General features: G+C 39.9%; 24 protein-coding genes and 2 tRNA genes. 17 read left to right on the top strand and 9 right to left on the bottom strand.

Translation table 11 applies throughout. The annotated features are described in order from the left end of the window. Window positions 1–87 precede the first annotated feature (87 nt). From HWV58_RS00450 to rplI, 4 genes are all read left to right on the top strand, one after another. On the top strand, window positions 88–681 hold the full coding sequence (locus tag HWV58_RS00450) for a hypothetical protein (protein WP_175632176.1): 594 nt from the start codon (window positions 88–90) through the stop codon (window positions 679–681). A gap of 242 nt (window positions 682–923) precedes the next feature. After that, entirely contained in the window at window positions 924–1,280 is a 357-nt protein-coding gene (gene rpsF, locus HWV58_RS00445; protein ID WP_175632175.1) for a 30S ribosomal protein S6, read from the top strand. Further along, window positions 1,280–1,543: a 30S ribosomal protein S18 gene (gene rpsR, locus HWV58_RS00440; RefSeq protein WP_010599582.1), complete on the top strand. Its 264-nt coding sequence runs from the start codon at window positions 1,280–1,282 to the stop codon at window positions 1,541–1,543. Before rpsF ends, rpsR begins: the two co-directional genes overlap by 1 nt. A 12-nt stretch (window positions 1,544–1,555) precedes the next feature. Then, window positions 1,556–1,999 carry a 50S ribosomal protein L9 gene (rplI, locus tag HWV58_RS00435; protein ID WP_039478206.1) on the top strand — a complete coding sequence of 148 codons (444 nt, stop codon included), beginning with the start codon at window positions 1,556–1,558 and terminating at the stop codon, window positions 1,997–1,999. 137 nt (window positions 2,000–2,136) lie between these two features. Here rplI and HWV58_RS00430 read toward each other — a convergent pair whose 3' ends face one another. Then, a complete protein-coding gene (locus HWV58_RS00430) occupies window positions 2,137–2,835 on the bottom strand; it encodes an SDR family oxidoreductase (protein WP_175632174.1) in 699 nt (232 codons plus the stop codon). 30 nt (window positions 2,836–2,865) lie between these two features. Further along, window positions 2,866–3,678, bottom strand: a complete 813-nt coding sequence (locus tag HWV58_RS00425; protein WP_175632173.1) for a 3-keto-disaccharide hydrolase — start codon at window positions 3,676–3,678, stop codon at window positions 2,866–2,868. A 138-nt stretch (window positions 3,679–3,816) separates the two neighbouring features. On the opposite strand from HWV58_RS00425, the gene mtgA reads away from it, so the two are divergent. Then, entirely contained in the window at window positions 3,817–4,545 is a 729-nt protein-coding gene (gene mtgA / locus HWV58_RS00420) for a monofunctional biosynthetic peptidoglycan transglycosylase (protein WP_175632172.1), read from the top strand. An 81-nt stretch (window positions 4,546–4,626) separates the two neighbouring features. Here mtgA and HWV58_RS00415 read toward each other — a convergent pair whose 3' ends face one another. Together HWV58_RS00415 and HWV58_RS00410 are read right to left on the bottom strand one after the other, a co-directional pair. Further along, window positions 4,627–7,041 (bottom strand): AsmA family protein, encoded by a 2,415-nt coding sequence (locus HWV58_RS00415; protein WP_175632171.1) that lies wholly within the window; start codon window positions 7,039–7,041, stop codon window positions 4,627–4,629. Window positions 7,042–7,223: 182 nt separating this feature from the next. Beyond that, entirely contained in the window at window positions 7,224–7,703 is a 480-nt protein-coding gene (locus HWV58_RS00410; RefSeq protein ID WP_175632170.1) for an ABC transporter ATPase, read from the bottom strand. Window positions 7,704–7,753: 50 nt separating this feature from the next. Between HWV58_RS00410 and HWV58_RS00405 the strand changes: the two genes are divergently transcribed. After that, window positions 7,754–8,257, top strand: coding sequence for a hypothetical protein (locus HWV58_RS00405; protein WP_175632169.1), 504 nt, complete (start codon window positions 7,754–7,756; stop codon window positions 8,255–8,257). Between the two features lie 156 nt (window positions 8,258–8,413). Here the strand turns inward: HWV58_RS00405 and HWV58_RS00400 are convergent, their stop codons facing one another. Together HWV58_RS00400 and HWV58_RS00395 are read right to left on the bottom strand one after the other, a co-directional pair. After that, on the bottom strand, window positions 8,414–9,202 hold the full coding sequence (locus tag HWV58_RS00400; protein ID WP_175632168.1) for a (Fe-S)-binding protein: 789 nt from the start codon (window positions 9,200–9,202) through the stop codon (window positions 8,414–8,416). Between the two features lie 118 nt (window positions 9,203–9,320). Beyond that, entirely contained in the window at window positions 9,321–10,616 is a 1,296-nt protein-coding gene (locus HWV58_RS00395; protein WP_175632167.1) for a (Fe-S)-binding protein, read from the bottom strand. A gap of 229 nt (window positions 10,617–10,845) precedes the next feature. Here HWV58_RS00395 and HWV58_RS00390 point away from each other — a divergent pair. The 9 genes from HWV58_RS00390 (at window position 10,846) to HWV58_RS00350 (ending at window position 21,518) form a co-directional block, all read left to right on the top strand. Further along, window positions 10,846–10,918 (top strand) — tRNA-Phe (locus HWV58_RS00390). A 334-nt stretch (window positions 10,919–11,252) separates the two neighbouring features. Beyond that, window positions 11,253–11,325, top strand: a tRNA-Phe gene (locus HWV58_RS00385). 226 nt (window positions 11,326–11,551) lie between these two features. Then, window positions 11,552–12,091 carry a sigma-70 family RNA polymerase sigma factor gene (locus HWV58_RS00380; RefSeq protein ID WP_175632166.1) on the top strand — a complete coding sequence of 180 codons (540 nt, stop codon included), beginning with the start codon at window positions 11,552–11,554 and terminating at the stop codon, window positions 12,089–12,091. A 112-nt stretch (window positions 12,092–12,203) separates the two neighbouring features. After that, complete coding sequence (locus HWV58_RS00375; protein WP_175632165.1) at window positions 12,204–12,854, top strand: hypothetical protein; 651 nt, start codon at window positions 12,204–12,206, stop codon at window positions 12,852–12,854. A gap of 14 nt (window positions 12,855–12,868) precedes the next feature. Then, window positions 12,869–14,071: a DUF4374 domain-containing protein gene (locus HWV58_RS00370; protein ID WP_175632164.1), complete on the top strand. Its 1,203-nt coding sequence runs from the start codon at window positions 12,869–12,871 to the stop codon at window positions 14,069–14,071. Window positions 14,072–14,261: 190 nt separating this feature from the next. After that, window positions 14,262–16,646 (top strand): TonB-dependent receptor, encoded by a 2,385-nt coding sequence (locus HWV58_RS00365; protein WP_175632163.1) that lies wholly within the window; start codon window positions 14,262–14,264, stop codon window positions 16,644–16,646. 45 nt (window positions 16,647–16,691) lie between these two features. Further along, a complete protein-coding gene (locus HWV58_RS00360; protein WP_175632162.1) occupies window positions 16,692–17,894 on the top strand; it encodes a DUF4374 domain-containing protein in 1,203 nt (400 codons plus the stop codon). A 12-nt stretch (window positions 17,895–17,906) separates the two neighbouring features. Next, window positions 17,907–19,034 (top strand): PepSY-associated TM helix domain-containing protein, encoded by a 1,128-nt coding sequence (locus tag HWV58_RS00355; RefSeq protein WP_175632161.1) that lies wholly within the window; start codon window positions 17,907–17,909, stop codon window positions 19,032–19,034. Between the two features lie 3 nt (window positions 19,035–19,037). Next, window positions 19,038–21,518, top strand: a complete 2,481-nt coding sequence (locus HWV58_RS00350; protein ID WP_175632160.1) for an outer membrane beta-barrel protein — start codon at window positions 19,038–19,040, stop codon at window positions 21,516–21,518. A gap of 162 nt (window positions 21,519–21,680) precedes the next feature. Here HWV58_RS00350 and HWV58_RS00345 read toward each other — a convergent pair whose 3' ends face one another. Together HWV58_RS00345 and HWV58_RS00340 are read right to left on the bottom strand one after the other, a co-directional pair. After that, entirely contained in the window at window positions 21,681–22,121 is a 441-nt protein-coding gene (locus HWV58_RS00345; RefSeq protein ID WP_175632159.1) for an SRPBCC domain-containing protein, read from the bottom strand. Between the two features lie 12 nt (window positions 22,122–22,133). Next, window positions 22,134–22,496, bottom strand: coding sequence for a DUF1801 domain-containing protein (locus HWV58_RS00340; RefSeq protein ID WP_175632158.1), 363 nt, complete (start codon window positions 22,494–22,496; stop codon window positions 22,134–22,136). A gap of 425 nt (window positions 22,497–22,921) precedes the next feature. Here HWV58_RS00340 and HWV58_RS00335 point away from each other — a divergent pair, with 425 nt between their 5' ends. Next, window positions 22,922–24,520: a S41 family peptidase gene (locus HWV58_RS00335; RefSeq protein ID WP_175632157.1), complete on the top strand. Its 1,599-nt coding sequence runs from the start codon at window positions 22,922–22,924 to the stop codon at window positions 24,518–24,520. Window positions 24,521–24,593: 73 nt separating this feature from the next. On the opposite strand, the gene HWV58_RS00330 is transcribed toward HWV58_RS00335, so the two are convergent. Beyond that, window positions 24,594–25,196, bottom strand: a complete 603-nt coding sequence (locus tag HWV58_RS00330; RefSeq protein ID WP_175632156.1) for a hypothetical protein — start codon at window positions 25,194–25,196, stop codon at window positions 24,594–24,596. A 154-nt stretch (window positions 25,197–25,350) separates the two neighbouring features. Here HWV58_RS00330 and HWV58_RS00325 point away from each other — a divergent pair, with 154 nt between their 5' ends. Continuing rightward, on the top strand, window positions 25,351–25,833 hold the full coding sequence (locus HWV58_RS00325; RefSeq protein ID WP_175632155.1) for a GNAT family N-acetyltransferase: 483 nt from the start codon (window positions 25,351–25,353) through the stop codon (window positions 25,831–25,833). Window positions 25,834–25,942 lie beyond the last annotated feature (109 nt).

The raw sequence follows: 25,942 nt of genomic DNA, 5'->3' as shown, positions 1-25,942 counted from the left end.
TTGGCCAATATGCAATCGTCTAAATGTTAAGGCTATATCTACCTTAGTACCATCATATAGTAATTAACTCTTTAAAAATATTTGGTTATGAAAAAGTTCTTAAAAATCGGTTTAATAGCAGCGTTATTTTTTACTGCTACGGGTGTACACGCTAACGATGATGATTTTACTTTAAAAGTAAAAGGTGAAAAAGAAAAGTTTATCCGTTTTTCTGCAGATAAAGCAGAAGATCTAAATTTATCATTGGTAGGTGCTGATGATGAAGTATTGTTCGAAGAAAGCATTCATGCTTCTGCAACAACAAGTAAAGTATATGATTTAAATGCACTTCCTGATGGAAAATACGTGCTAAAGGTTGAGTCGGAAACTAAACTTGCAAAATATAATGTAGTGATTGAAAATGGTGAGGCAATTGTTTCTGAGCCAAAAATTGCAAATGTATTTAAACCGGTTTATACTAAAACAGACGATTTAGTTACACTTAGCTTAAACAACCTGGATAAAAGCCCAATCGAAGTAAAAGTTTACAACGAATACAACGACGAGGTTTATGCAGAATCATTTAAAGATAAAGCACAGTTAACTAAAAAGTTCAATATCAGCAAAACAGATTCAAGATCGTTAACTTTCGTAGTAAAGTTTAAAGATGAGAGTTTTGTTAAAACGATCGAAACTTACTAAAAACTAACAGCTAATTGATCAGGGAGATTGTCGGATAGATGATCTCCTTTTTTTATGTATAAGGGGTGATGTAAGGTGGATGATGTAGCTTTTCATTAACTATCTTACATTTGCCATTGTTCGTTTTCCATCTTCCATTTAATATATTCTGATTAATCGTTTGATTTTAAGAAATATATTGTTACTTTTGCATCCCCGTAATATACCTCGGGATTAAATAATTAAAAACATAATTAATAACAATGAATCAGTACGAAACTGTTATCGTTCTAACCCCGTTGTTATCTGAAGAAGCTGCGAAAGAGGCATTAGCTAAATTCAAAGCAGTTCTTACTGATAACGGAGCCGAAATTATCCAGGAGGATAATTGGGGTTTGAGAAAATTAGCGTATCCAATTGACAAAAAGTCAAATGGTTTCTTCAACTTAACTGAATACAAAGCTTCAGGTGATTTGATCGCAAAATTAGAGCTTCAATTAAAACGCGATGAGCGTGTGTTACGTTTCTTAACTATCCGTTTAGACAAACACGCTGTTGCTTACAATGAGAAAAAGCGTAGTGGTGCTTTTAACAAAAAAACTAAGGAGGTTGCAGCGTAATGGCAAGAGAACAAATTCAATACGTAACTGCCCCTAAAGTAGAGGATAACCGTAAAAAATATTGCCGTTTCAAGAAAAACGGAATTAAATATATCGATTACAAGGATGCAAACTTCTTGTTGAAATTCATTAACGATCAAGGTAAATTATTACCACGCCGTTTAACTGGTACTTCGTTAAAATTCCAACGTAAAGTGGCTCAGGCTGTAAAACGTGCCCGTCACATCGGTTTGTTACCTTTCGTTGCTGATCAATTAAAATAGGAGGCTAGAGATATGGAAATTATTTTAAAACAAGATATTAAAGGCCTTGGTGAGAAAGATGATGTAGTTACAGTAAAGCCAGGTTTTGGCCGTAACTATTTAATCCCTCAAGGATTTGCTGCATTGGCTACTTCTTCTGCTAAAAAAGTATTAGCAGAAAACTTAAAGCAAGCTGCTTTTAAACAAGATAAAATTAAGAAAGATGCTGAAGGTGTTGCTGAGCGTTTAACTGCTGTTAAACTTTCAATCGGTGCTAAAGCTGGCGAAAGCGGAAAAATCTTCGGAGCGGTTAACACCATCCAGATTGCTGAAGCATTAAAAGCTCAAGGCTTTGATGTAGACCGTCGTCGTATTACTTTCGAAACTGAACCTAAATTTGTTGGCGAATATGTTGCTAACTTAAATTTACACAAAGAAGTTAAAGTTCAGGTTCCTTTCGAAGTAGTTGCTGAATAAGCATTCTTTAAAGAATCATAAAAAAAGGCTTTTGAGTTTTCTCAAAAGCCTTTTTTTATGGATGATGTAAGATGGATAATGGACAAGTTAACCCAATTTTCCATCTTACATTTTACCTCTTCCATTTTTCCTCTACATTATCCCTTCGGGGTTGTTGGTCTGATTTCTATTTTGCTCGGTAAGGTTCTGGCAGGCATGGCCAATAAATCGACCAGTAGTTTACCCATGTCTTCTGGCTGTATTTTCCAGGCATCTGCCTCCGCATCGGGATTGTGGTCGTTAAAATGACTGGCTACCGAACCTGGCATAATGGTGCTTACCTTTACGCCGTATTTTCTTAAATCAAGCATTACCGCCTGGGTAAAACCGGTTAAGCCAAATTTGCTGGCATTATAAGCCGAACCGCCGGCAAAGAAGTTGGTGCCTGCCAAACTTGAAATAGTGAAAATGTGCCCCTGCGATTTTTTGATTTCCTCAACACTGGCTTTAATGCTGTAAAAAACACCTGTTAAATTGGTATCGATGATTTCGTTCCATAAATTGATGTCCAGTTCATCAATAGGTGCGAAGTGCCCCACACCTGCATTGGCAATCAGTACATCCAGCCGTCCCCATTTCTGAATAATCAGGTTTACTGCTTCCTGTTGCGATTTAAAATCTTTAACATCGGCTTCAATCGCCAATATATCACCATGCGCGACCAAGCTGGCTGCCGCCTTGTTGGCTGCGTCGATTGTTCTGCTGGTTATGGCTACTTTGTAGCCGTCTTTTAAAAGGGCCTCGGCAATACCGAGCCCAATTCCTTTACTTCCTCCTGTAATTAGTGCAACTTTCATATTTTCTTAACGTATAGCAATCAAAAATGTTTACTTAGATTTTGCGGTGGCTGGTACAGGGAGCTGCCTGATTTCGATATCTTTAAAATCAACAGGTTGCCCTTCGCTTTGCAGGGCAATAAAGCCCGATTTAAGTGCTTTACCGTCTATTTTAATTTTTGGGTCGTAACGGTTGGCTACGCCTCCACCAATTTGGGGTTTACTGTACTGAAGCACGGTGTCGCCATTAATGATATGGGTAACTAGCGAATCGCCCAATACAATCAGCTCTGCCGATACCCATTGGTCGCCATCGTAAGTTTTTGATCTCGAATCTAAACAATGGCCAGCGAACATTTTGCCATTATAAAAGATTTCGGTACCTGGCGAGCACATGTTGCCGGTAGGGCGCGGCCTGCCATCGCTTAAACCACCTAAAAACTGCATTTCAATTGAAATAGGCCAATCCTGTTCCTTAGGCATCGTTTGGGGGTCCTGCGAATGAAACATCACGCCGCTATTACGCAAGGTATAACTTGGTGCACCTTTTTGCAGTTCGCCAACGAAACGGTATTTTAATTTTAAATGATAGTATGAAAAAGGTGTTTTGTAATAAAGGTGGCCAAACTGATCATTAAAATCGCCGTACTGATCGTAACGCACTTTAATGATGCCATCTTCTACGCGGAAAGTATTCCCGAAGTTTACATTGTAATCGTGGTGGTGGATTTTAACGTTCCAGTCTTTAATGTCTTTCCCATTGAAAAGTGAAGTCCACTTGCCATTGCTGGTGCTTGTGTTTTTGGTGGTGCTGCAACCCCATAAAAGAGTCAGCATAAAAAAAAGGTATCCGAGTTTCTTCATCTGTGTAAATTTGAATCCAAAATACAGAAAATCGGATCATTTAATTTTATTCCAGTATTTAATTTACAAATGAGGAGATGAATAATAAATCTTTCCGCGTACATTTTCCTTTTCCATCGCTTTAATTACCTTTGCGCTATGGCGAAAACCCGGACAACCAAAACGAAAAGTAAAGCAAAGCACCCGCTTTTAAAGAGGATTACCAACATTGCATCGAAGGTATTTTTATACTTTCTGCTGGTTTCGGTGTTATGGGTAATTGCACTTCGCTTTATTAACCCGCCAATTACCTTGCTGATGGTTTTGCGCAATATTGAACGTAAAGCTGATGGAAAATCTTTTAGAACCGAAAAGAAGTGGGTTGATTTCGATGATATTTCGGATAATATGAAACGTGCAGCAGTATCAGCTGAAGACCAGTTGTTTTTAAAACATATTGGTTTTGATATGAAAGCCATCGAAAAAGCATTTGCCAGTAATGCAAAAGGTAAAAAAGTAAAAGGGGGGAGTACCATTTCGCAACAAACGGCTAAAAACGTTTTCCTGTGGCCAGGCCGCTCGTGGATCAGAAAAGGCTTTGAAGCTTATTTTACGCTATTAATCGAATTGTTCTGGAGTAAAGAGCGCATTTTGGAAGTTTACCTCAATGTAATCGAAATGGGCGATGGCATTTATGGAGCTGAAGCTGCCGCCCAGGAATACTATGGTAAATCGTGCACCAAACTAACCAAAAAGCAAGCCGCTTTAATTGCTGCGTGTTTTCCTAACCCTTTACGTTGGACACCCAAAAACGCAACTCCGTACATCAGGCATCGCCAGTATCTGATATTGAGGAATATGAATAGGCTTGGACCGCTTGATTTTTAAGTATAGAATTATTGAATGAATGAATGAATTTGGAGTTTTGTTATTCAATCAATCGCAATTCTATCATTCAATCCTTTTTGGCTAATCGTGATCCTTATTCCACCTGATTTTAATACCGCCTTTTTCGTCGTCTACAGCTTTTAGGTGCAACACTATGCCACGCATACGGGCTTCTCTTTTTTCCTGCCTGGTTAGGTTTTCATCTCCTTTGGGGTTTCTAAGCGGAATATCCATGGCTACATTAGTTCCAGGACCTAAAGCATAAGTTCCTTTCACATTAAAGTTTAGTGCGCTCGAGCTTACCTGCATCGGGCTTATTTCTACTTTATCGCCGTTAATATTTAAGGTGCCATCCAGATTTTTAATTTCTACGTTTGATAAATTGCGGTTGGCGAAAGCAAACTTGCCAACTTTAACCATCGGTTCGAAATTCACCAGTGCGGCATTGTTGAGATTAAACACCACCTTGCCGTTGATTGAACGGGGCAATATTTTGCCGGTATGCGATATGCGGCCAGAGATATTCACCAAAGACGACAGGTAACCTTTGAGGTTTTTATTTGTAATGGTATTTTGTCCGAAGTTATCGAAAGAGTAAAAGAAATCTTTAACGCTTACATGGCTGATCTTGGAATTGATTTTAAAGCTGTTTGAAGCAGCCTGCTGAATGATATTTCCATTTAACGACAGTTGACCTCCTGCGTGGGCTACACTAATCTTATTGAAGAAAATACCACCTCCACGAAGCGAAATGTCGGCATCGAGGTTTTTAGCCATAAACTTTTCATAAATGGCTTTATTAACCGTTAGGCGAATATTCATTTGCGAAAGCTCTAAAACATTACTCAACTCTTTAGAAACAACCTGTTTATTTCCGCTGGATTTTGTTTTTTTAGCCGTTCTGGGTCCCAAAAATGGTAAAAACTCTTTTAAATATAACTGAGGACTGGTCATTTTAAGGTTAACCAATATTTTTTCGGGTGCGGTATAATACAGGTTAGCAAAATTGGCAATGTTGCAGTTCACATTAAGCTCGCTTTTGCCTAGCTGGAAATGCCCGTTTTGTATCGATAAATTATTTTGGTTGAAATTGATATCGAGTGCACTTTTTACCAGGTGCAGGTTTCGGGGTATGTAAAGGATATCGGCATTGGCAATCTTGATTTTACCCGATACCACTGGTTTGGTGAACCTGAAGTTATCGATATCGGCCTGACAGTAGAGTTTTAAGTCGGCCGTTCCATTTTTAAATTCAAAATCATTTGTACCGAGCGAGTTGTTAAGGTTAGAAAGTGGAAATTGAGAGGTAACCAGTCCGGTGGCAATGGGACGGGATAGATTATTAACCGTAAAAGTGTCGATTTTAAGCGGTGCGTTGAAATATTTAGCAGTAAGTTTATGAAACTTGATCGAAGAGTTTTCATCGCCAATGGTGCCGCCGAGGGTATCGCGGTTGGTAAATGAGCCATCAAAATTACAGGCCGTTAGCTTTCCTGCGGGGATAGAAACCACATTGTCCCGCACGGTTATCCCTACTTTAATCAGCGGATCATGGTATTTTCCAGAACCGTCGTCAATAATATTTCCGCGGATATTGATGGGTTTTTCTATGCCAAATTTCAAGAGTTTTGAAGAGATATTAGGCGAAAGCAGTAAAGCCACATCCCTGAATAAAATATCATCAACAGCAATGCTTATTGCAAAGGCCGATTTATCCAATTCTATCTGGGCCCCGATTTTAAAGGGATGGCCGCCAATATTTAATACTTCGGGATTTAAAATCACCGCATCAAGCGCTTTGCTGTAGCGCGCGGAAAGGGTTCCATCTAAAGTTTTATCTTTCAAAAAACTACCTTTCCGGGTATTGAAAGCAAAGCTGTTTACTTTGGTTTTGAGCTTAATTTTGCCTGTCCAGCCACTATCCGGATATTCCATCCGGCCCTGTACCTGGTCGATATTAAAACTGAAGAGTTTGAAGCGCTTTTTGTTATCCAATACCAGATCTACCTTGTTGAAATCTATTTTCTTAATCTCTAGCGCAGATGACTTAGCCGATGATTTTTTTTCGGCAGATGGCTTACTTTTAAAAATACTCGTATTGCTGTAGCCGCTGGAATCAGTATAAATATAAATGGAAGCATTGTTAATGGCTATTTGCCGAATATTAACGTTACCCACAATAAGTGAGAGCACATTTAACGATACATCTATATCCTGGGCCTTTAAAAGATCGTGTTTGTGTTGCGCCCATAAGCTATCTCTCAGTAGTACGCCGTTTAACGATACAGAAACTCCCGGAAAACTTTTCAGCAGGGTAGGTTCCATGCTGGTAGCCGTTATTTCGCCGTTTAAATTTTTATTCAGTTGCGATAGGATAGAATTGAGTACTTCTTTCTTGTTGCGGCTAATGTAAAATGCACCGGCCAGCCAGGTTAAAATAACCAGGAGAACCAGAACAGCTAATATCTTGAGAGAAATTTTGAGCCAGCGTTTCATACACATTATTTTGATTTAACCAATATAATGCTTTTTGGCTGCTAATTGTTTGCTGGCTAACCAAAATTAACTGGAAATAGAGTTACAGGTTTTAAGAATTGATCAGTATTAGTGCTGATCCTTCCTTTGTTTTCTAAAAAATATATTAGAGTACCAGAAGCAGCAGTAGTTTTGAACACATTTTAAAGCAAGTGTGCAAAAACAGTAGAGTGCCAGCTATTCTTAAATGGAACTTCCCATTTGGCATCCAAATCGGCCAGTGTTTGCACCATGTTATTGAAAACAATTGTTTCGGGTGTAACCTGCTTAATGTTTACCAAGGTTTCGAAATCTTCTTTACCCTGAACTTTCACCTCATCATCAACGCGGTAAGCAATGTTGAAGCGGTTAAAAAGATCAACATGGTATTCGCTTTCAATCTCCTTAATTAACCTAACTGAGCTATCAATAGAGCATCCGGTAACGCCGGCCTGGCTTTCATCAACAGTTAAGATAATAAAAAAGCCATAACGGATTTCGGCCTTTGCCAGCAATTCGTTACCATGCGCTTTCCATTGATTGGTAAAAGCCGCTAATTTATTCAGGATCTGGTTTTCTTCAACGGAAGTAAACTTGCGATCGCTTTGGTATACCCAAACTCTTGATTGTGGAGAAAAACTCATATACAAATTTATGATTTTAATTAATTTGGTGTGTTTAAAACGCTAGCCATATGAAAAAGTTTACACTTTGCTTGAAAATGTCGTTTATTTCGGCGCTTTGTGTGTTTTTTTATGCTTTTTCCAATCCCGATCCCTTAGAACAATACGCTGGTTTCCTACAAAAAACATTCACCGATCATTACGATCTGGCGCAGGAAAGCAATCAAATTAAGCGCTATGAGCTGAATGTTACTAACAATGGCTTTTGCCGTTACAAACGTTACTTTAATAACGGAAAAACTGAGTATTTCGCATTTAAGCTATCGAAATTTAAAGATATGGATTATTATGGTAATACCGTATCAGGCAAACTTTATCTATATACCAGAGGTGATGATGTAATTGTGCAGACCTATAAAGATAAGGGTGGGGATGTAGATTCGATGGCCACGCAGATTATTATTCCCTTAAAAAATATGGAAGCCGAAGATTTGAACCAGATCCGCGATAATTTAGAGCAGATTGTTAAAATACCGGCGCAGCCTGCTAAAGAAGGGGCGAAAGTGGGGGAGTAGGAAACTGATTACTTAGGAATTAATTGCAAATGGTACGCAAGGATCCTTCGACAAGCTCAGGATGACAGTCTATGGCTATAAATCGCTATAATAAAAAAGTCTTAGCAGTGTGCTAAGACTTAATTTTCTTTAATGACTTACATGTGAATTCAAAGCTTAGAGACCATTCGCTCTTGCGGTAATTTCTGCTATATCCAAAACCTTAACTTCCTGTTCTTTATCTTTCAGCTTGATTCCATCGCTCAACATGGTCATGCAAAAAGGGCAGCCTGCAGCTATCACCTGCGGATTGGTTTGTAAAGCCTCGTCAACACGCTCTACGTTAATATCTTTATTGCCTTTTTCGGGTTCTTTAAACATTTGTGCACCACCAGCCCCACAGCACAAGCCATTGCTTTTGCAGCGTTTCATTTCTACCAGCTGGGCATCCAAAACTTCTAGTGCTTTTCGCGGCGCTTCGTAAATGCCATTGGCACGGCCAAGATAACAAGGGTCGTGGTAGGTGATCTTTTTCCCTTTAAAGCTTTCGCCACCTTCGGCTTTCAGCTTGCCTTCATTAATTAAATCCTGGATAAGCTGCGTGTGGTGGATGACCTCGTATGTGCCACCCAGACCCGGATATTCGTTTTTGATGGTATTAAAGCAGTGCGGGCAGCCGGTTACGATTTTTTTAATATTATAGGCATTTAAAACCTCAATATTGGTCATGGCCTGCATCTGGAATAAAAATTCGTTACCAGCGCGTTTAGCCGGATCGCCGGTACAACTTTCTTCGGTGCCTAAAACAGCATATTTAATGCCCACATGATGTAAGATTTTGCAGATATCGCGGGTTATTTTTTGTGCCCGCTCATCGTAGCTTCCGGCACAACCAACCCAAAATAGTATTTCCGGTTCTTCGCCAGCAGCCATTAATTCAGCCATTGTAGGTACTTTAAATTCCATGTTTACTCGTATTTTAAAGGTTAGCCGTTTAAATTGGTTAACTGTTTAATTGTATTGTTAAATTGCTTATTCGTTTTGAATGTTCCACGACTCAGAACTAATGACTTTATACTCAAGACTAAGAGCCTTCTGCCCAGTTAAAACGGTCGGCTGGAGAGTATTTCCAGGGTGCTTGATTGTTTTCAATGTTACCCATCATGGCATTAATACTTGCCGGTGCCTGCGATTCTTCCATTACTGCAAAACGACGCAACTCTACAATAATCTGTAAAGGATCGATATTAACAGGGCAAGCTTCGGTACAAGCGTTACAACTGGTACAGGCCCAGATTTCCTCCCTGCTGATGTAGTCGTCTAACAAAGATTTACCGTCCTGGTGTTCTGCACCATGTTTATCGATGTTTTGGCCAACTTCCGTAATCCGGTCGCGGGTATCCATCATAATTTTACGTGGCGATAAAAGTTTACCTGTAATATTTGCCGGACACACCGAAGTACATCTTCCGCATTCGGTGCAAGTATAGGCATTCATCAAGTTTACCCAGGTCAAATCTGTCACATCTTTTGCCCCAAATTTTCCAGGTTCACTTTCTGCCGGTGCAAATGAAGGATCAAGCATGGCTTTAACCTCATTGGTTACCGATGCCATGTTGGTAAACTCGCCCTTAGGCTCCAGGTTAGAGAAATAGGTATTTGGAAAAGCAAAAAGGATATGGAAATGCTTCGAATATGGTAGGTAATTTAAGAAAGCTAAAATGCCGATAATGTGGAACCACCAGCAGCTACGTTCAATAATCACCAGTGCACTTTCGGTTGATGGCAATAAATTCATCAAATACTGGCTAACCGGAAATGCTCCTCCCTGTACGTAATGGCTGGCACCTATGCTTTGTAATTTTGCATCAGCAGCATTCATCAGCAGGAAAGCAGTCATTAACAATATTTCGGTAATGAGGATATAATTGGCATCAGATTTTGGCCAGCTTTTCATTTCTACGCCACTGAAACGCTTTAATTTTAGGATGTTTCTGCGGATCAGGAAGATGGCACAGGATACCCAAACGGTAAAAGCCAGGATTTCGAACGAGGCAATTAAAAAGTTGTATAAACCACCGAGGCCATTAAAAATGCGGTGTGTGCCGAAAATTCCATCGATCATGATTTCGAGCACCTCGATGTTGATAATGACAAAGCCAATGTATACAAAGAAATGGAGGAATGCCGGAATGGGGCGTACCACCATTTTAGACTGACCAAAAGCCACACGTAACATCGTTATCCAGCGCTTTGCAGGCTGATCGTTGCGATTAACCGCTTTCCCCAACCGGATATTACGGATAATTTTACGGAGGTTAACTGTAAACAGCGCACTTGCTGCAAGTGTAAGTACTAGAAAAAGGATCTGTGCTGCCATGCAATATTAGATTGTTAACGCTAAATTAGGATATTAATCTAAATAAATTACTATGCATGCATAAAAAAATAGATAAAATTGTTTGTTTGTATTCATTCTAAGCAGGTATTAAGGCCTTTTTTTAAATGCACGAAAAATTAATTCGTTGATAATCAGTTGAGCAGTGAAATAATGGAAAAAAAGTTTTGCTTTTGAAAAAAGAACACTACATTTGCAATCCCAAACGGATGGTGCCATAGCTCAGTCGGTAGAGCAAAGGACTGAAAATCCTTGTGTCCCTGGTTCGAATCCAGGTGGCACCACTTCCAAAAGCCTTTCAGAAATGAGAGGCTTTTTTTGGTTTCTGGGTATTTGCTTCATTTGTAGCTTGCAGTCAAAATGTAAAAGTTTACTGAATTAATCAGCGCCGATAACTCAATCGATTGTTAAATAGTAGATACGAGTCGGTGCTGGAATGTTTCAATCTAAACAAGCCATGAGATTTAAATTATTATCAAAAAATATTTATTCTGCATCTACTTGCTTATCAGAAAGATCTGTGTTTTTTGCTGCTTAAACGATTATTTAAAGCAGAAAAACTCAAATTATTTTTTGCATTTGTGAAAAAGAACACTACATTTGCATTCCCAAACGGAGGGTGCCATAGCTCAGTCGGTAGAGCAAAGGACTGAAAATCCTTGTGTCCCTGGTTCGAATCCAGGTGGCACCACTTCCAAAAGCCTTTCAGAAATGAGAGGCTTTTTTATTTTGCCGCTATTTTGCCATCATTAACCATCAATTTCCTGTTCAAACCTGTTGATTTGTTGTGCGCTGAGGCAGAATCTAATTTTTATTCGGTTGTTTTTTTATTGATTTTCACCGTCTTAAATCAAAAAATGTTAAATTATTTATAATTAATCTAAATAACTTATATTTGCCGCCATCATTGTAAAATTTTGGACTTAAAAGCAAATCAACCCATTTCGGTAAAACTAACCCGGATCGACCAGGCATCGTTCGAGAGGGCCTATGATTTGTATTGGGAAAAAATTTTCGCGGTTTGCTACAATAACATCAAAGAGTTAGAGCCTGCCAAGGGGATGGTTCAGGATATTTTTAAATCGCTTTGGGAGCGGCGCGACGAACTGGAGTTACAAAATGTAGAGCATTATCTGGTTCGGGCGGCTAAATTCAAGGTTTTCGAATATATCCGCAATAAAGTAAACCGGCAAAAACATAACGAATTTCAGGCGATGGATTGCCGGGTAGCGAGCAATTGCACCGAAGAGCAGGTATTGTTTAACGACCTGAAAGAAAAAGTAAACCTGCTGGTAGATACCTTACCCTGCCAGTGTAAGCGGGTGTATAAAATGAGTCGCGAGCAAGGCATGAGCAATAAGGAAATTGCCGGCGTGCTATATATTTCTGAACGGGCAGTAGAATACCACATCACAAAAGCCATGAGCAGGCTTAAGGTGGGCCTGGCCAGCTATTAAAAAATATTTATTTGCAGTATTACGGAAATAGGCCAGTTGTGCTACTTATCTTTAAAAGCATTATTTTGTTAAGTTTGCAAAAAGGGATTTTATCAATCAAAGTCAAATTTTAATGGGTATCGACCAGGAAGTTTTAGAACGCTATCATTTAGGCATCTGCAATGAACAAGAGCAGAAGCTGGTAGAGGAATGGCTTTTTAATGCTGACGCAGACGAGCTGGACCTGGTAGCTTTTGATGGCAGCAAGGCCGATCTGAAACAAGAAATGTGGACGGAGATTAGAGGGGTACTGCCTAAAAATGTTGCTGTTGTTAAGCCCAAAAGCAATGCCTATTTTATGTGGAAGGGTGCTATTGCTGCTTCTTTATTTATAGTTGCAATGGGTGCAGCGGCTTATTTTGTGTTTGGTACTAATTTCGCTGGCGAAAATCCTTCCATGTCTTTTAACAATTCTTCAGCGCAGCACGTTAAGCATATCGATGCCAAAAGTTACAATGTTTCTCTTGGACCCAACAGTTCGGCAAAGATTAACAGTGCAGCAGGTGTAATCGATTTATCGGGGAGCTTACTGATTTCGCCTAAGAAAGATGTGGAATGGCAGTTTGAAGGTACAACGAAAAAAATAACCTTAAAAAAAGGGCAAACTTACATTATCCTTAAAAACTCAACCAGTGCCGAAGGAATTATCGTGATTAGCGAGAGCAATCTTTTAGATTTACCGCCGGTTATGCAGAAACAGATTACTACCCAGTTCGATATTTAAATTTTGCCCTTCTAATGATTTTCAACACTTTTCGTTTTGTAGCTTTAGCCTTTTTCTTATTTGCTTTATTGGGCTGTAAAAATGAAACTGAAAAGAAGAAACGCTATAGTTTTTATATCCTGGCAAAAGATGGTAGCGAATATCTGATTGAGCACGATGTACTTGATCAGGGGAACTTAACACCTGCCAATAACGGGGTATTGCTGGAAGGGAGGAATATGGACCGCGATGTGATAGTAAAGGCTGGTTATTATTATCACCTTAACCGTAAAACCGAACTTTTTTCAAAATCAGGTATTCAAGATAAAAGGCTGAAAAGCCAGTTTAACATTCCACTCAAAGATTTTTCGATCGAAAATTTTAACTGGCTGGCTACCGATACTTTACTGCTTACCGGCCTGAATATTTCGGGATATAACCAAACCAAATTCTTTTTGATTGATACTAAAGCAATGAAGGTGATTCGGCAAGGGAATATGGAAATCCCCAAGCCTTCGGGTAAATTTACCACGCTATCTATTGGTTTGGTTAATAAAGAAGATAACCACTTAAACATTGCCTACACTTATCACATTACAAAAGGCGTTTCTGATTATATTACCAGCGATACGATGTATGTTTCGGCCTTAAGCTATCCGCAAATGAAGCTGATTAAAACTGATAAAGATGTGCGCTCTACTTACCCGGGCGGTATTAATACCATACAATCTTACAGTTTTATTGATGGCAACCACGATAATTATTTTATGACTTGCCCGGGGATTGCGCTGGGCAACCGGCCGGAGATTCCTACCGGGATATTCAGGATTAAGGCAGACTCCAGTGTAATTGATAAAACGTACTTTTTTAACATTTCAGCTTCTAAAATTAATAACCATGCTTATGGCATGTGGCCTTTGGGTAATGGGAAAGTAATTGTTCGCTCAGAAAGGAAGGATTTGTTTAAAGGCCTGGGTGATCATTACAGTACGGCTCATTTCGAGTTTTACGTGCTCGATCTGAAAACAAAGGAAATTACCAGGCTAAATCTGCCATTGGATAAAGGTACCCGCCGCGAATGTATACTGGTGGAAGGTGATACAGCTTACATCGCTGTAAATTCTAACAAAGCGGGTAATTTTATCTGGCTTTACGATATTAAAACAGGCAGTTTAAAAAAAGGGCTACAGCTTGGTGGTGATACCGACTTTATTCTCAGGATGGATAGGTTGAATTGATGTGAAGCCTATGTAAGATGGAAAATGTAAGATGGGAGATGGAAGATTTGGGGGCGAAGGAATTTTCTGAATAGACTCGTTTAACACCAAGACGCTACACCAAATTCAATTATTTTAATTTTTTTCATTTTCCACCTTCGGTAAAATGAGAGTTGTGCTACTACCTCATAAATGCACAACAATTAAACTAATGTCATACGGAAAAAATCTACTACTTATTTTACTCAGCGTTATCACCTTTAGCGCTTTTGCACAAAATAAACCATCAATTTCTGGTTATGTAAAAAATGGAAATGAAGCCATCGCCGGTGCTTCTGTTCTGATTAAAGGAACAAAAAACGGATCAACTACCAATGCCAGTGGCTATTTTGAAATCGCTAATTTACATGCCGGAACCTATACCTTAACTGTTTCTTATATTGGATTTGGTAAACAAACCAAAACTGTAAAATTAGATGCCAGCGAAAGTTTAAAAATCGATTTCAGCTTAAAAAGTGATCAGCAGCAATTAAACGACGTTGCTGTGGCCGGAAAAACCAAAACTCAGGAAGTTAAAGAATCAGGCTTTGCTGTAAATGCGATTGATACCAAGAAATTTGCCAATACCACAGCCGATCTGAACCAGATTTTAAACCGAAGTACTGGCATCCGGATTAGGGAACAGGGTGGATTAGGCTCTGATTTTAAGTTCTCCATCAACGGCTTATCGGGTAAACAAGTCAAGTTTTTTATTGATGGGATCCCGATGGATGTAATGGGAAGCGCCATGTCGCTAAACAACATTCCGGTAAACCTGGCCGATCGCCTGGAAGTTTTTAAAGGTGTAGTACCTGTACAACTGGGTGCCGATGCCATGGGTGGAGCGGTGAATGTGGTAACCAACCAGAAAGTAAGCAATTATTTAGATGTAAGCCATAGCTATGGTTCTTTTAATACCAATCGCTCATCGGTAAGTGCCCAGTTTGTAGATAAGAAAACCGGTATTATCGTAAAAGGAAGTGGTTTCTTTAACTCATCTGATAATAATTACATCATGCGAGATGTTGATGTGGTTAATGGCGGTACACGCGAAGGGAATTACATTGTCGATTTGAATGGTGCCGAGTTTGTGAAAGCCGATGTAAGGCGTTTTCACGATAATTACCAATCGGCCCTGGGGCAGGTAGAAGTAGGTGTTACCGGTAAAAGCTGGGCTGATGTACTCTTTATTGGTGCGGGTTACAACGAAGCCAAACAGGATTTGCAAACCGGATTTGACCAAACCATTGTATATGGTAACGTAACCCGCGCAAGCAAGGCCATTAGTGGTACTTTACGCTATAAAAAAGACAACCTGTTTACCAAAGGATTAAGCTTAAGCGCTTTTGTAGCCAGATCGAGAGATAAATACAAAACTACCGATACGCTAATGCGCAATTATAACTGGGACGGTACTTACTTTGATAAAGGTTATGCCGAAATGGGTGGTATTAAAACGGTTGCGCATATTGTAAGGCCACGTACCTATGGTATGGCCAATATGAGCTATGTAATTAACGATCAGCACTCGTTAAACTTAAATTATACGATTGACAGGCTTAAGAACGAAAACTACAACGAGCTGCTAACCGATCACGACGATATGCCGGGTCGCTTAAATAAACAAATTGTTGGTTTGGCTTATCAACAGGATTTTTTGGATAAACGGCTTGTGAATACCTTTTTTGGTAAGCTTTACCATTTAGGTTTAAACCGCCCGAAATATATTGACAGGGTGTACACCCCAATGGATACTTCTTTTAGCAATTACGGCTATGGTGCGGCTTCGCGGTTTAAAATTACAGAAAATTTAGGCATTAAAGCATCGTACGAGCATGCTTACCGTTTACAGGAAGCTGAAGAAATGTTTGGTGATGGATTGAATCTTCAGGGCAATCCTGATTTGAAACCAGAAAGCAGCGATAACCTGAACCTGGGCGCATTTTATACCCTAAAACTTGGCAAAAATACTTTCTTTATCGAAGCTTCAGGTTTTTACCGCGATGCAAAAGACTTTATTTTTCCGGTGCCTGATGAGCGTTCTAAACTGTTGAAGAACAGAAACCAATCAAGCGTTAGGATTACCGGTTTTGAATCCGAATTGCGCTACAGCTACGATCAGTTGCTTTCGGTAAATCTTAACGTAACTTATCAGAATGCTGTGAATACCACTAAAAATGGGCAGACAGAATCATATAATGTGGAAGGAACCTACCTGAACAAAATTCCTAACCAGCCCTGGTTATTTGGAAATGCGGAGTTTACCATCGGTAAAAACAATTTGCTGGGAAAAGATACCCGTTTACAATTTAACTGGTTCACGCAATATGTAAACTGGTTTTATTTAACCTGGGAAGGCAAAGGTAACCCGAACGGGAAATCCGATATCCCAACGCAGCTGGTGCATAATGCATCGTTGAGCTACTCGCTAAAAAACGGACGTTACAACCTTTCGGCCGAATGCAGAAACTTAAGCAACGAACTGGCTTACGATAATTTCAGGCTTCAAAAACCAGGAAGGTCGTTCTCTGTAAAACTGAGATACTTTTTGCAATAATTTAATCCACCATTGATTTTTTAAAAACATTATATAGCCATCAAAATGAATAAAATACTAAACAAATCACTTCTGCTTTGCATGCTTGCTTTAACGGTTGTTTTTAGCAGTTGCGAAAAAAGAAATGTGGGCGAGATAGAAGAAGGTACCAAATATTCGGCTGTGCTTTGTGTGGGCAGCTGGCCCAATACCGCTTATTATATTGCGGGCATCCAATCGCTAACCAGCGGAACCGTTAGCCTGGCCAAAAACGGAGCCGAAATGACAGGAAAAGTTTATGCGCAGGATGTAATCCAGAAAGATGGTTTTTATTACCATTGCAATTCTGGCAGTGGCCGCCTGGGCAAATACCATGTAGAAAACGGTGCGCTGTTAATTGACAAGGAAATTCCTTTTGCCTGGCTAAACTGGAGTTCTTACACCTGGGTAGACGATAATACGCTGGTGATTTTTGGAGAAGGAAAAGGTGAGCCACGTTATGCGGTAATTAAAGTCGATAAAATGACGATCAAAACCGGAAAGTTATCGCTGGCCAGTATCCCGGCAGGCTTTAACCTGTACAATATGGGTTTTGCGCAGTACCGCGATCAGAAAATTTACCTAGGCTATAGCTTCGGGTCTGACGATTATACCAACTATCCCAACATGCCGGTATTCCAGAAATCATTTGTAGCGGTGATTGATTATAATACCATGGCGGTAGAAAAATCGCTTGAAGATGTACGCACAACGGGGCCGGGTGGTTCAAATGTATATGCGCCATCATCTTTTATTGATGAACAGGGCGATCTGTATTTTATCAGCGATCCAGTAAATGTTTACGATTATAAATCACCTTCAGCGATGTATCGCATCAAAAGTGGAACAACTGTGATAGATCCGACCTATTATTTCAACTATTCGGCAGCTGCCAACAATGAAATGGCTGCAGCGATGTGGTATATCGGTAACGGAAAAGCGATTATCCGCTCCAGGATTGCCGGTCAGTCTATCGATACCGACCATTATTTTACGGTAATCGATGTTAAAACAGGTGCACTGATCAAAAAGCTTGATTTGCCGGCTGATAAAGGCGAACGTATGGTTAATGCGGTAATTGTTGAAGATGGTAAGGCTTTTATTGCGGTAAACGCTGCAGACCGCGATTATATCTGGCAATACGATCCGGCTACCGATAAACTAACTAAAGGTGTTGAGTTTGTAGGTGGTATCGATTACATTTTGAGAATAGAAAAATTAAAGCAATAAGCGCCCTGGTTAATGACATTTAAAAAGATTAACGCCTGGTTTCATTTGTGGCTTGGGCTTGCCTCGGGAATAGTGGTATTTGTGCTGGGCATTACGGGCTGTGCACTGGTATTTGAACATGAAATTAAAGCCATGATTAATCCCTGGGTAGCGGTAGAAGCGCCAGAGGGAGCGAAGATATTGGCGCCCTCGGCTTTATATCAATCGGTACAGAAAGCCTTACCCGGCAAACAGATCGAATCGGTGTGGTATTATGGTGAAAACCGTTCGGCACGTTTTAGTGCGCATGAGGTAGATTCTACCATTTATGTAAATCCTTACAATGCCGAGGTGCTGGGCATGGTTAAAGATGCCGATATATTTAAATTTTTTAAAGATGGTCACTATTACCTCTGGATGCCCGAAAAAATCGGGCACCAGGTAGTAGGATGGGGTACACTCATTTTCTTTTTGCTGCTCATTAGTGGCATGATTCTGTGGTGGCCAAAAAAATGGACCAAAAAAACACGCGAACAAAGTTTTAAAATTAAATGGAAGGCGAAACTGAAAAGGGTGAACTACGATTTGCACAATGTGCTGGGTTTTTATTCCATTTTAATTGCCGTGCTTTTGGCCTTTACTGGTTTAATGATGAGTTTCAGCTGGTTTAATAACAGCGTTTTCTGGCTGGCTGGCGGTACTAAATCGCCACGTATAGCAGCCGTATCAGATAGCACCATTCAAGTAAAAACCAATTTGCTTAGCCAAATAGATAAAGCCTGGCACAAAGGGGTATTCGAAATTGCCGAGCACAAACCTTACGAGATATTGATGCATTTTCCGGAAAAGGCATCGGAAGCTATATACGTATGTACCGATATGTACAGGGGCACCTGGCGCGATGTGTATCTTGATCAGTATACGTTGAAAGAATTACCGGCTTCGAACAAAAGGCTTCGCGATGAAAATCTTGCTGCATGGCTCAGACGCTCTAATTATGGGCTACATGTTGGCGAAATTGGTGGTTTAACCACCAAAATTATCTTCTTTTTAGTGAGTTTAATCTGTGCCAGCCTTCCCATCACCGGCTTTTACATCTGGTGGGGCAAGCAAAAGAAAAAACCTAAAAAGAAGAAAGCTTTGTTGAATCCTCAAATTTAAATTATGAAAAGTAAGTTGCCGTTATCAGCAGTTAAAAAAACTGCTGCAGGGAAGTTATTGCCCTTCGTTTTTGCATTTTTCCTTTCTATTGTAAACTTTTCGAACTGTTTTGGCCAGGATGAAACCCTGGTGAGTGGTACCGTTACCATGGTCGATGGTGCCCCACTGGAGTATGCCTCTGTAGCCATTCACAATGCTGCGGGTGTAGGTATAAAAGGCACCATGACCGATTCGTTGGGTGCTTTTAAATTTACCGGCCTGCCGGTAGGAAGCTATCAGCTTAAAATATCGAGCATGGGTTTTGTTAATCACCAAACTGCAGTATTTAATCTTTCCAGCCAGAACAGAAGACTGCATTTGGGTAAATTTAAACTGCTGGAAGATGCACAGACCTTAAGTGCTGTAAATATTGTGGTGCAGAAACCAATTATCGAACATGGGGTAGATAAAACCATTATCAATGTAGAAAACAGCATTTTGGCTGAGGGCAACACTGCTTTAGAACTTTTAGAGCGGGCACCAGGTGTTAAGGTAGATGAAGATGGTAAAATATCCCTTAAAGGGCGACCGGGGGTAAATGTGATGATTAATGGTAAGCTTACTTACCTGGCACCTGCCGAGCTGAGCGCCATGCTAAAAGGTACCAATTCGGCTTCGGTTTCCAAAATCGAAATAATGGCCAATCCTTCTTCCAAATACGATGCCTCTGGTAATGCAGGGATGATTAACATTGTAATGAAAAAGAGCCAGGGCAAAGGCTTTAATGGTTCGGTTTCGGTTAATGGTGGTGCAGGCCGCAAAGCCAGGTACGGTTCGGGCTTTAACTTAAATTACCGCCATGCCGGTTTAAATGTTTTTGGAAGTTACAATTATGCTTTTAGGGGCGAAACCGAATACCTCGATTTTACCAGGCGCTTTTACGAAGGCGAGCAGCTTAACCGCGTTTCTGATCAGCATACCAAAACCAACGAACCTTTAAATACACATAATTTCCGTTTTGGGGCCGATTGGGAAGTAAACAAAAAGAATAATATCAGCTTTCTGATCAATGGGAATGTTGGCAAATACCTGCACGATAGTAAAACGGGTAACCAGTTAAAGGCAAATTCGGGTGCGCTGCTCAGCGATTTATCAACCACCAATTACGACCAGCAACAATGGAACAACATTACCTATAACCTCAACTATCTGCATAAATTTGAGAAAGAGGGGCGGACATTTTCGGCCGATGCCGATTTTGCTAACAATACTTTTACCTCAAATTTAAACCTCGATACCTACAGCAGTGCTACAGCCGGCAATCCGCTTGCCCAAACCAGTAGCAGAAGGGGGTATATTCCGGCTAAAACCGATGTTTACATAGCCAAAACCGATTATACCGATGTTTTTGCCAAAACACTGAAGTTTGAAATGGGTTTAAAAAGCTCGGTCATCCATGCTGATAATAATTTAGTTTACCATGCCTTAAATCAGGGCAACTGGGAATACGATGCTACCAGCAGCAACCACTTTAAATATCGCGAGCAAATACATGCGGGTTATGTAAATGTAAACGAAGAATTTAAAAAAACAAGCATCCAACTGGGCTTACGGGCAGAGTACACCAATACATTGGGTAACCAACTTACCACCGGATCGGTATTGAAACGTAATTATTTTCAGCTCTTTCCAAGTTTAACGGTTAGCGAACAATTTGGCGAAAGCCATCGTTTGCAACTGGCGTACAGCCGCAGGATACAGCGACCTGACTACGACGACTTAAATCCTTTCCGGGTATTCCGCGATCCTTTATTGTACTATGAAGGTAACCCGAATCTGCAGCCTGAACTTACGCAAACCATTGCGCTAAGCCATGTATTTAAAAACAAATACACGGTAGGGTTGAATTATAGTAAAACCAAAGGGGTGATTACCTGGGTTTCGGGGCAGATTGACAACATCAATACTACCTTTGAAAGTCCGCAGAATTTAAAAAGCCTCGTGAATTACGGTTTAAGCTTCACGGCCCAAAACACCTATTTTAGCTGGTGGACGGCCAGTAATTTTGCTAACGTTTTTAAAAACCAGTACCAGGGCGATGGGCCCATTGGTGATTTTAACAACAGCATGGTAAGTTACAGCTTAAATTCCCAAAACTCGTTTAAAGCAGGCAAAGGCTACACTTTCGAGCTTAACGGTTACTACCATTCTAAATCCGTTTACGGTACCTCGATAGAAAGAGGTTATTACGCCGTTTCGGCAGCAGTACAGAAATTAATTTTAAAAGACAAAGGCAGTTTAAAGCTATTGGCCAACGATATTTTTCAGGGAAGCCAGTACCGTTACATTACCCGGTATCAGAACATTGATATGAACAGCCATGTAAATGTAGATAGCCGTCGGCTGATTTTGTCTTTTTCTTATCGCTTTGGAAACTCATTTTCAACCAGGGAACGTAAGGCCGGAAGTGAAGATGAGCAGAATAGGGTAAAAGGAGGAGGGTAAGTTCTTTATTCTTAGTTAAGCACCTCAAATTAATTTTGAGGTGCTTTTTTAATTCGGTTCGAAGTTGGAAGTCGGATGACGAACACTGATCAATAGCTGTATTTATCCGCTATATCTGTGGTTAATGTTTGCTCTTTAGCCAGTATAAAGAATCACTGGCCATTATGTTTCCACATGATATTCACTTTCCGACATGCCTTTTACCTTTTTTAAGGCTGCAGGCCAGGTTTCATTAAAGTAATCCTTCCATTCGTCGATAATGTTCATATCAATGGTGAGTTCGGTGAGCCCATTCTGTTCTTTTAAGGTATAGTTTTCCAGCGATTCACCCCAATCATGCAATGTCTCTTTGCCATCTTTTATCTCGCCCACGTGCTTGATAGACATAAATTGATTAGGGATGTTTTCTGCAATAACCGCCACCATTCCTTGTCCTTTACCATCCCCAAATATTGCTCTGCTTCCTTTTTTCCAGTCGGTTTCTACTGACGATCCTTCTGCAAAAACCGAAGTCCATTTCGGATAGCTTTCTACCCCAAACAGTACATCCCATACTTTTTCGGCACTGGCATTAATTGTGGTTTTAAATTCAATCTTTTCCATGGTTTTATATTTTTAATTACTGGTTTCCATTAAGTTTATCCAGGCATTTACGGCTTTTGCTAGCGCATCGGCATGCTGTTCTACATCGGCCATCGTGTAAAATTTGGCGTAAGCTTTTCCTTTGGTTTGTTCTTCTAAAAAGCCAAAATCATCGTTCAGTAACGAGGCTTTATGAAAAACTACCACAACATAGTTTTTTATTTTTGGGTTTAAAGTGGCCATATCCTCTTTGTATTTAAAGCTTGGACCACCCCATTTAATATCGCTTTCTATTTTTGGACTGGCGGTGGTAATAATTTCGACTACCTTTTCCATTTCCTTTTTTAATGGATGATCCAGCGCATCCATAAATGTTTTAACTTTCGCAATGCTCATAACAAACAATTTATAATACAAAGTTGTTTAGTATTTAGTTGCTTTTTGCGGTGCAAAGGCGACAATTTAAGGGGGCGGAAGGACTTAACTTTCTATTTATTTTTTGAACCGATTCATATTAGTTACCCCAATTTATAGCAGTCAACCGATAACCAGGCTCACTAAAACAAGCATCAATATTTAACATATTTTCACTACAATAATCTCAGGATTAAGTAATTTAATCGGTAGATTTACGTAATTCAACGATACATGCAGCGGGCTGCACAATATTTTGGATTAAATTTAGTTGTTGGTTGGTGGGTTTTCAGTTAACAGTTCTCAGTAAGGAGTTTTTAAAGCTGTTTTCGGGGCTAACTATAAACCAATAAAAACAACTTTATTGCAACACGTTACGTATATACAACACCATGTTACCAACTTCCATGAAAAATAATAAATTTAACAGGCTGTTAATATTTGGCTTTATGGGCCTTATGGCAGTTACTGCCTGTAAAAAAAGCAGCACTGTACCCGATGAACCTGTTACGCCGACAACGGTTACCCCTGCAGGCACCCGTGAAGAGCTGACGAAAGATTCGATCTTTTTATACGCCAAAGAATTATACTACTGGAATACCTCACTGCCTACCTACGAGGTATTTAATCCGCGCAGCTATAGCTCAAATGAGGCCGAGCTGTATGCCTTAACCCAGTACTCTAATGATCCGACAACCGGAAAGCCTTATGAGTACGTGAGTAGTTCTGCAGAGCCTAAATATTCGTTTTTTGATTACACCGCGGCCACTACCGGGAAAACAGGCGCATTAAAGGCTGATGTTAATGGCTCGGCAAACGATTATGGCTTTTCTATAAATTACAGTACTACTGACGATTTAAGGGTAAAGTATGTGTATCCCAATTCGCCGGCAGCACAACAGGGATTAACCCGCGGATGCAGGATAACGAGCGTAAATGGCCGTACCAATCTAACTTACAATACCTCAAATGTAAGCTTCTTGTATAATGCCATTTTAGGTACAAACCCCAGCGTAAGCCTGGTTTTTATCGATTTAAATAATAATACCAAAAGTGTAGTTATAACAAGTGCTTCTTATACCGTTAATCCGATTTTATATACCCACGTATATACCGTTGGGGCAAAAAAGGTAGGTTATATTGTTTTTAACAGTTTTACCAATAATGCAACCGCAGGCTTAAACAGTGCTTTTGCTAATTTTACAGCGCAGGGGGTAAGCGAACTAATTGTCGATTTACGTTACAATGGAGGAGGATATGTATCTACCGCCACCCAAATTATTAATCTGGCAGCGCCTATTGCCCAAAACGGTAGCATCATGTTTACCTCTTATTACAACAGTTATTTACAAAATATTACTACTGCCCAGCGTAAGGCTTCTATTTTGGCCCACCAGCCTTTATTAGATGATGCAGGTAAATTGCAGACTTTTACCAGTGGTGTTAATGGGAAATATGCTACCTATGCCGATTTAAATTATTCGTCAACTTCGGCCGATAATATAGAACGTTTTGCCAAATCTGGTAACCTGGCTTTAAGCCGGATTTATTTCATCGTAACGGGCGCTACAGCTTCGGCCAGCGAGTTAACCATTAATAGTTTAAAACCTGTAATTGATGTGAAACTGATCGGTAAAACCACTTATGGTAAACCTGTAGGCTTTTTCCCGATCAGGATTGATAAACTGGATATGTATATTCCAGAGTTTGAAACCAAAAACCAGGCTGGCCAAGGTGGATATTATTCGGGATTAACAGTGGATAAAGATGCCTATGAAGATTATAAAAAAGATTGGGGCGATGAAACCGAAACTTATTTATACTATGCTTTGGCTTATGCCAATACAGGTACTTTTCCACTTACTGCACCAAAAACGGCAAGTTTAAAAACAAATACTTTACCACTTTCTTCAAGTTTATCAACAGAAGAAATTAAATCGGTTGATGCCCGTTTAGATCCGAATGGATTTAAAGGAATGATCATGACCCCGCATAGAAAAATGTAACAGCTAAGTTCAGCTAATAAAAAAGCGCGGTTACCGTTTAGGTAAACCGCGCTTTTTTTGTACTAGCTAAGCGCTACAATAATATTTTACTGCTGATATCTTTATTGATGGTAATGTAGCCCGGATATTTAAATGGGGTATTACCCAGCATAAACGTTGGCTTAATTTTAATGGTTAATAAACCCAGTTTTTCATCTTTAGCCGATGAACCTTTTTGGGCGGCTTTTACAATATCGTTAAATACATTGCCGTTGGATACCAAACCATAAATATTGCTTACCAGTTGTACCGGCACGGTTACCGTTTGCCCTTGTGCAATGCTTACGCTTTGGTTAACCAGGCCTTCTGCTAAATCGGTATTGTTTACCAGTATTTTATATTCGAACTGGTTTATGGCTGCCAGATTGCTTGAAGGATTGCTGATTTCTAAATTAAGGTTGGCTTTTAGAGGTATATCTTTGCGTAATAAGCCCAATGCTACACCCGGTAGGCTGGTAAGGCTAAAACTTTGCTGATCCATTAATTTCTTTACATCGGTGCCGGCAATCGATACCTGCTGAACTCCGGTAATTTTATAAGTACAGTTTTCCAGCGCTTTAATTTGCTGGGCCTGTTTGTTAATGCCGCAACCCAACGCAGTGGTTACAAGCAGGCAAATCATTAGTGTGTTTTTCATGTTAATCATAACGCCAAAATACTAAAACTATTTTAGTATGAGATTAGCTAACAGTTTTAAATTGGTATAGGCAGGCAGGAGCAATAATGATTAAGTATGCAGGGATTTGGCAATTAGCGAGGTTTTGAGTTATTTTGACAAGAAATTTAACAGCATGGCCATTACAATAAGGAAGATAGTAGCAGAAGATAATGAGGCTACTGCAGAAATGATCAGGACAATTTTACGCGAATTTAAAATTGACAAGCCTGGTACCGTTTATACCGACCCAACAACCGACGAGCTATCCCGGCTATTTGAACGCGCTCAATCGGCTTACTGGATTGCCGAAGAAGATGGAGAGATTATAGGAGGTTGTGGTATTTATCCAACAGATGGCCTGCCAGAAGGTTGTGTAGAATTGGTTAAACTATACACCGCTGCATCGGCCAGGGGAAAAGGAATAGGCAAAATGCTGATGGAAAAGAGTATCGAATCGGCACAGCACTTTGGTTATAACGAAGTATATCTCGAATCCTTTCCCGAGCTTACCACAGCTATCGGCATGTATCAAAAAGCAGGTTTTGTAAAACTTCCTGCGCCATTAGGCAATTCAGGGCATTTCGCCTGCAATGTGTGGATGTTGCTGGTGTTGTAAGTAGGGTTAATCGTTGAAACTGGTTAATTGGTTAACTGTTTGCTGGTAATTAAAGGTTAATTGTTTTAACTGGTTAATCGGTTAACTGTATGTTTGGCTTTAAAGGGTT

It is taken from the genome of Pedobacter ghigonis, from assembly GCF_903166585.1.
Taxonomy (GTDB): Bacteria; Bacteroidota; Bacteroidia; order Sphingobacteriales; family Sphingobacteriaceae; genus Pedobacter; species Pedobacter ghigonis.
The sequence above is the reverse complement of the archived record's forward strand: the minus strand, read 5'-3'. Positions and strand labels throughout refer to the sequence as shown.

Bases quoted from the DNA above. Each gene is read 5' to 3' on its own strand.
- HWV58_RS00450 (WP_175632176.1), top strand. From the start codon at position 88: ATGAAAAAGTTCTTAAAAATCGGTTTAATAGCAGCGTTATTTTTTACT.
- rpsF (WP_175632175.1), top strand. From the start codon at position 924: ATGAATCAGTACGAAACTGTTATCGTTCTAACCCCGTTGTTATCTGAA.
- rpsR (WP_010599582.1), top strand. From the start codon at position 1,280: ATGGCAAGAGAACAAATTCAATACGTAACTGCCCCTAAAGTAGAGGAT.
- rplI (WP_039478206.1), top strand. From the start codon at position 1,556: ATGGAAATTATTTTAAAACAAGATATTAAAGGCCTTGGTGAGAAAGAT.
- HWV58_RS00430 (WP_175632174.1), bottom strand. From the start codon at position 2,835: ATGAAAGTTGCACTAATTACAGGAGGAAGTAAAGGAATTGGGCTCGGT.
- HWV58_RS00425 (WP_175632173.1), bottom strand. From the start codon at position 3,678: ATGAAGAAACTCGGATACCTTTTTTTTATGCTGACTCTTTTATGGGGT.
- mtgA (WP_175632172.1), top strand. From the start codon at position 3,817: ATGGCGAAAACCCGGACAACCAAAACGAAAAGTAAAGCAAAGCACCCG.
- HWV58_RS00415 (WP_175632171.1), bottom strand. From the start codon at position 7,041: ATGAAACGCTGGCTCAAAATTTCTCTCAAGATATTAGCTGTTCTGGTT.
- HWV58_RS00410 (WP_175632170.1), bottom strand. From the start codon at position 7,703: ATGAGTTTTTCTCCACAATCAAGAGTTTGGGTATACCAAAGCGATCGC.
- HWV58_RS00405 (WP_175632169.1), top strand. From the start codon at position 7,754: ATGAAAAAGTTTACACTTTGCTTGAAAATGTCGTTTATTTCGGCGCTT.
- HWV58_RS00400 (WP_175632168.1), bottom strand. From the start codon at position 9,202: ATGGAATTTAAAGTACCTACAATGGCTGAATTAATGGCTGCTGGCGAA.
- HWV58_RS00395 (WP_175632167.1), bottom strand. From the start codon at position 10,616: ATGGCAGCACAGATCCTTTTTCTAGTACTTACACTTGCAGCAAGTGCG.
- HWV58_RS00375 (WP_175632165.1), top strand. From the start codon at position 12,204: ATGGGTATCGACCAGGAAGTTTTAGAACGCTATCATTTAGGCATCTGC.
- HWV58_RS00370 (WP_175632164.1), top strand. From the start codon at position 12,869: ATGATTTTCAACACTTTTCGTTTTGTAGCTTTAGCCTTTTTCTTATTT.
- HWV58_RS00365 (WP_175632163.1), top strand. From the start codon at position 14,262: ATGTCATACGGAAAAAATCTACTACTTATTTTACTCAGCGTTATCACC.
- HWV58_RS00360 (WP_175632162.1), top strand. From the start codon at position 16,692: ATGAATAAAATACTAAACAAATCACTTCTGCTTTGCATGCTTGCTTTA.
- HWV58_RS00355 (WP_175632161.1), top strand. From the start codon at position 17,907: ATGACATTTAAAAAGATTAACGCCTGGTTTCATTTGTGGCTTGGGCTT.
- HWV58_RS00350 (WP_175632160.1), top strand. From the start codon at position 19,038: ATGAAAAGTAAGTTGCCGTTATCAGCAGTTAAAAAAACTGCTGCAGGG.
- HWV58_RS00345 (WP_175632159.1), bottom strand. From the start codon at position 22,121: ATGGAAAAGATTGAATTTAAAACCACAATTAATGCCAGTGCCGAAAAA.
- HWV58_RS00340 (WP_175632158.1), bottom strand. From the start codon at position 22,496: ATGAGCATTGCGAAAGTTAAAACATTTATGGATGCGCTGGATCATCCA.
- HWV58_RS00335 (WP_175632157.1), top strand. From the start codon at position 22,922: ATGAAAAATAATAAATTTAACAGGCTGTTAATATTTGGCTTTATGGGC.
- HWV58_RS00330 (WP_175632156.1), bottom strand. From the start codon at position 25,196: ATGAAAAACACACTAATGATTTGCCTGCTTGTAACCACTGCGTTGGGT.
- HWV58_RS00325 (WP_175632155.1), top strand. From the start codon at position 25,351: ATGGCCATTACAATAAGGAAGATAGTAGCAGAAGATAATGAGGCTACT.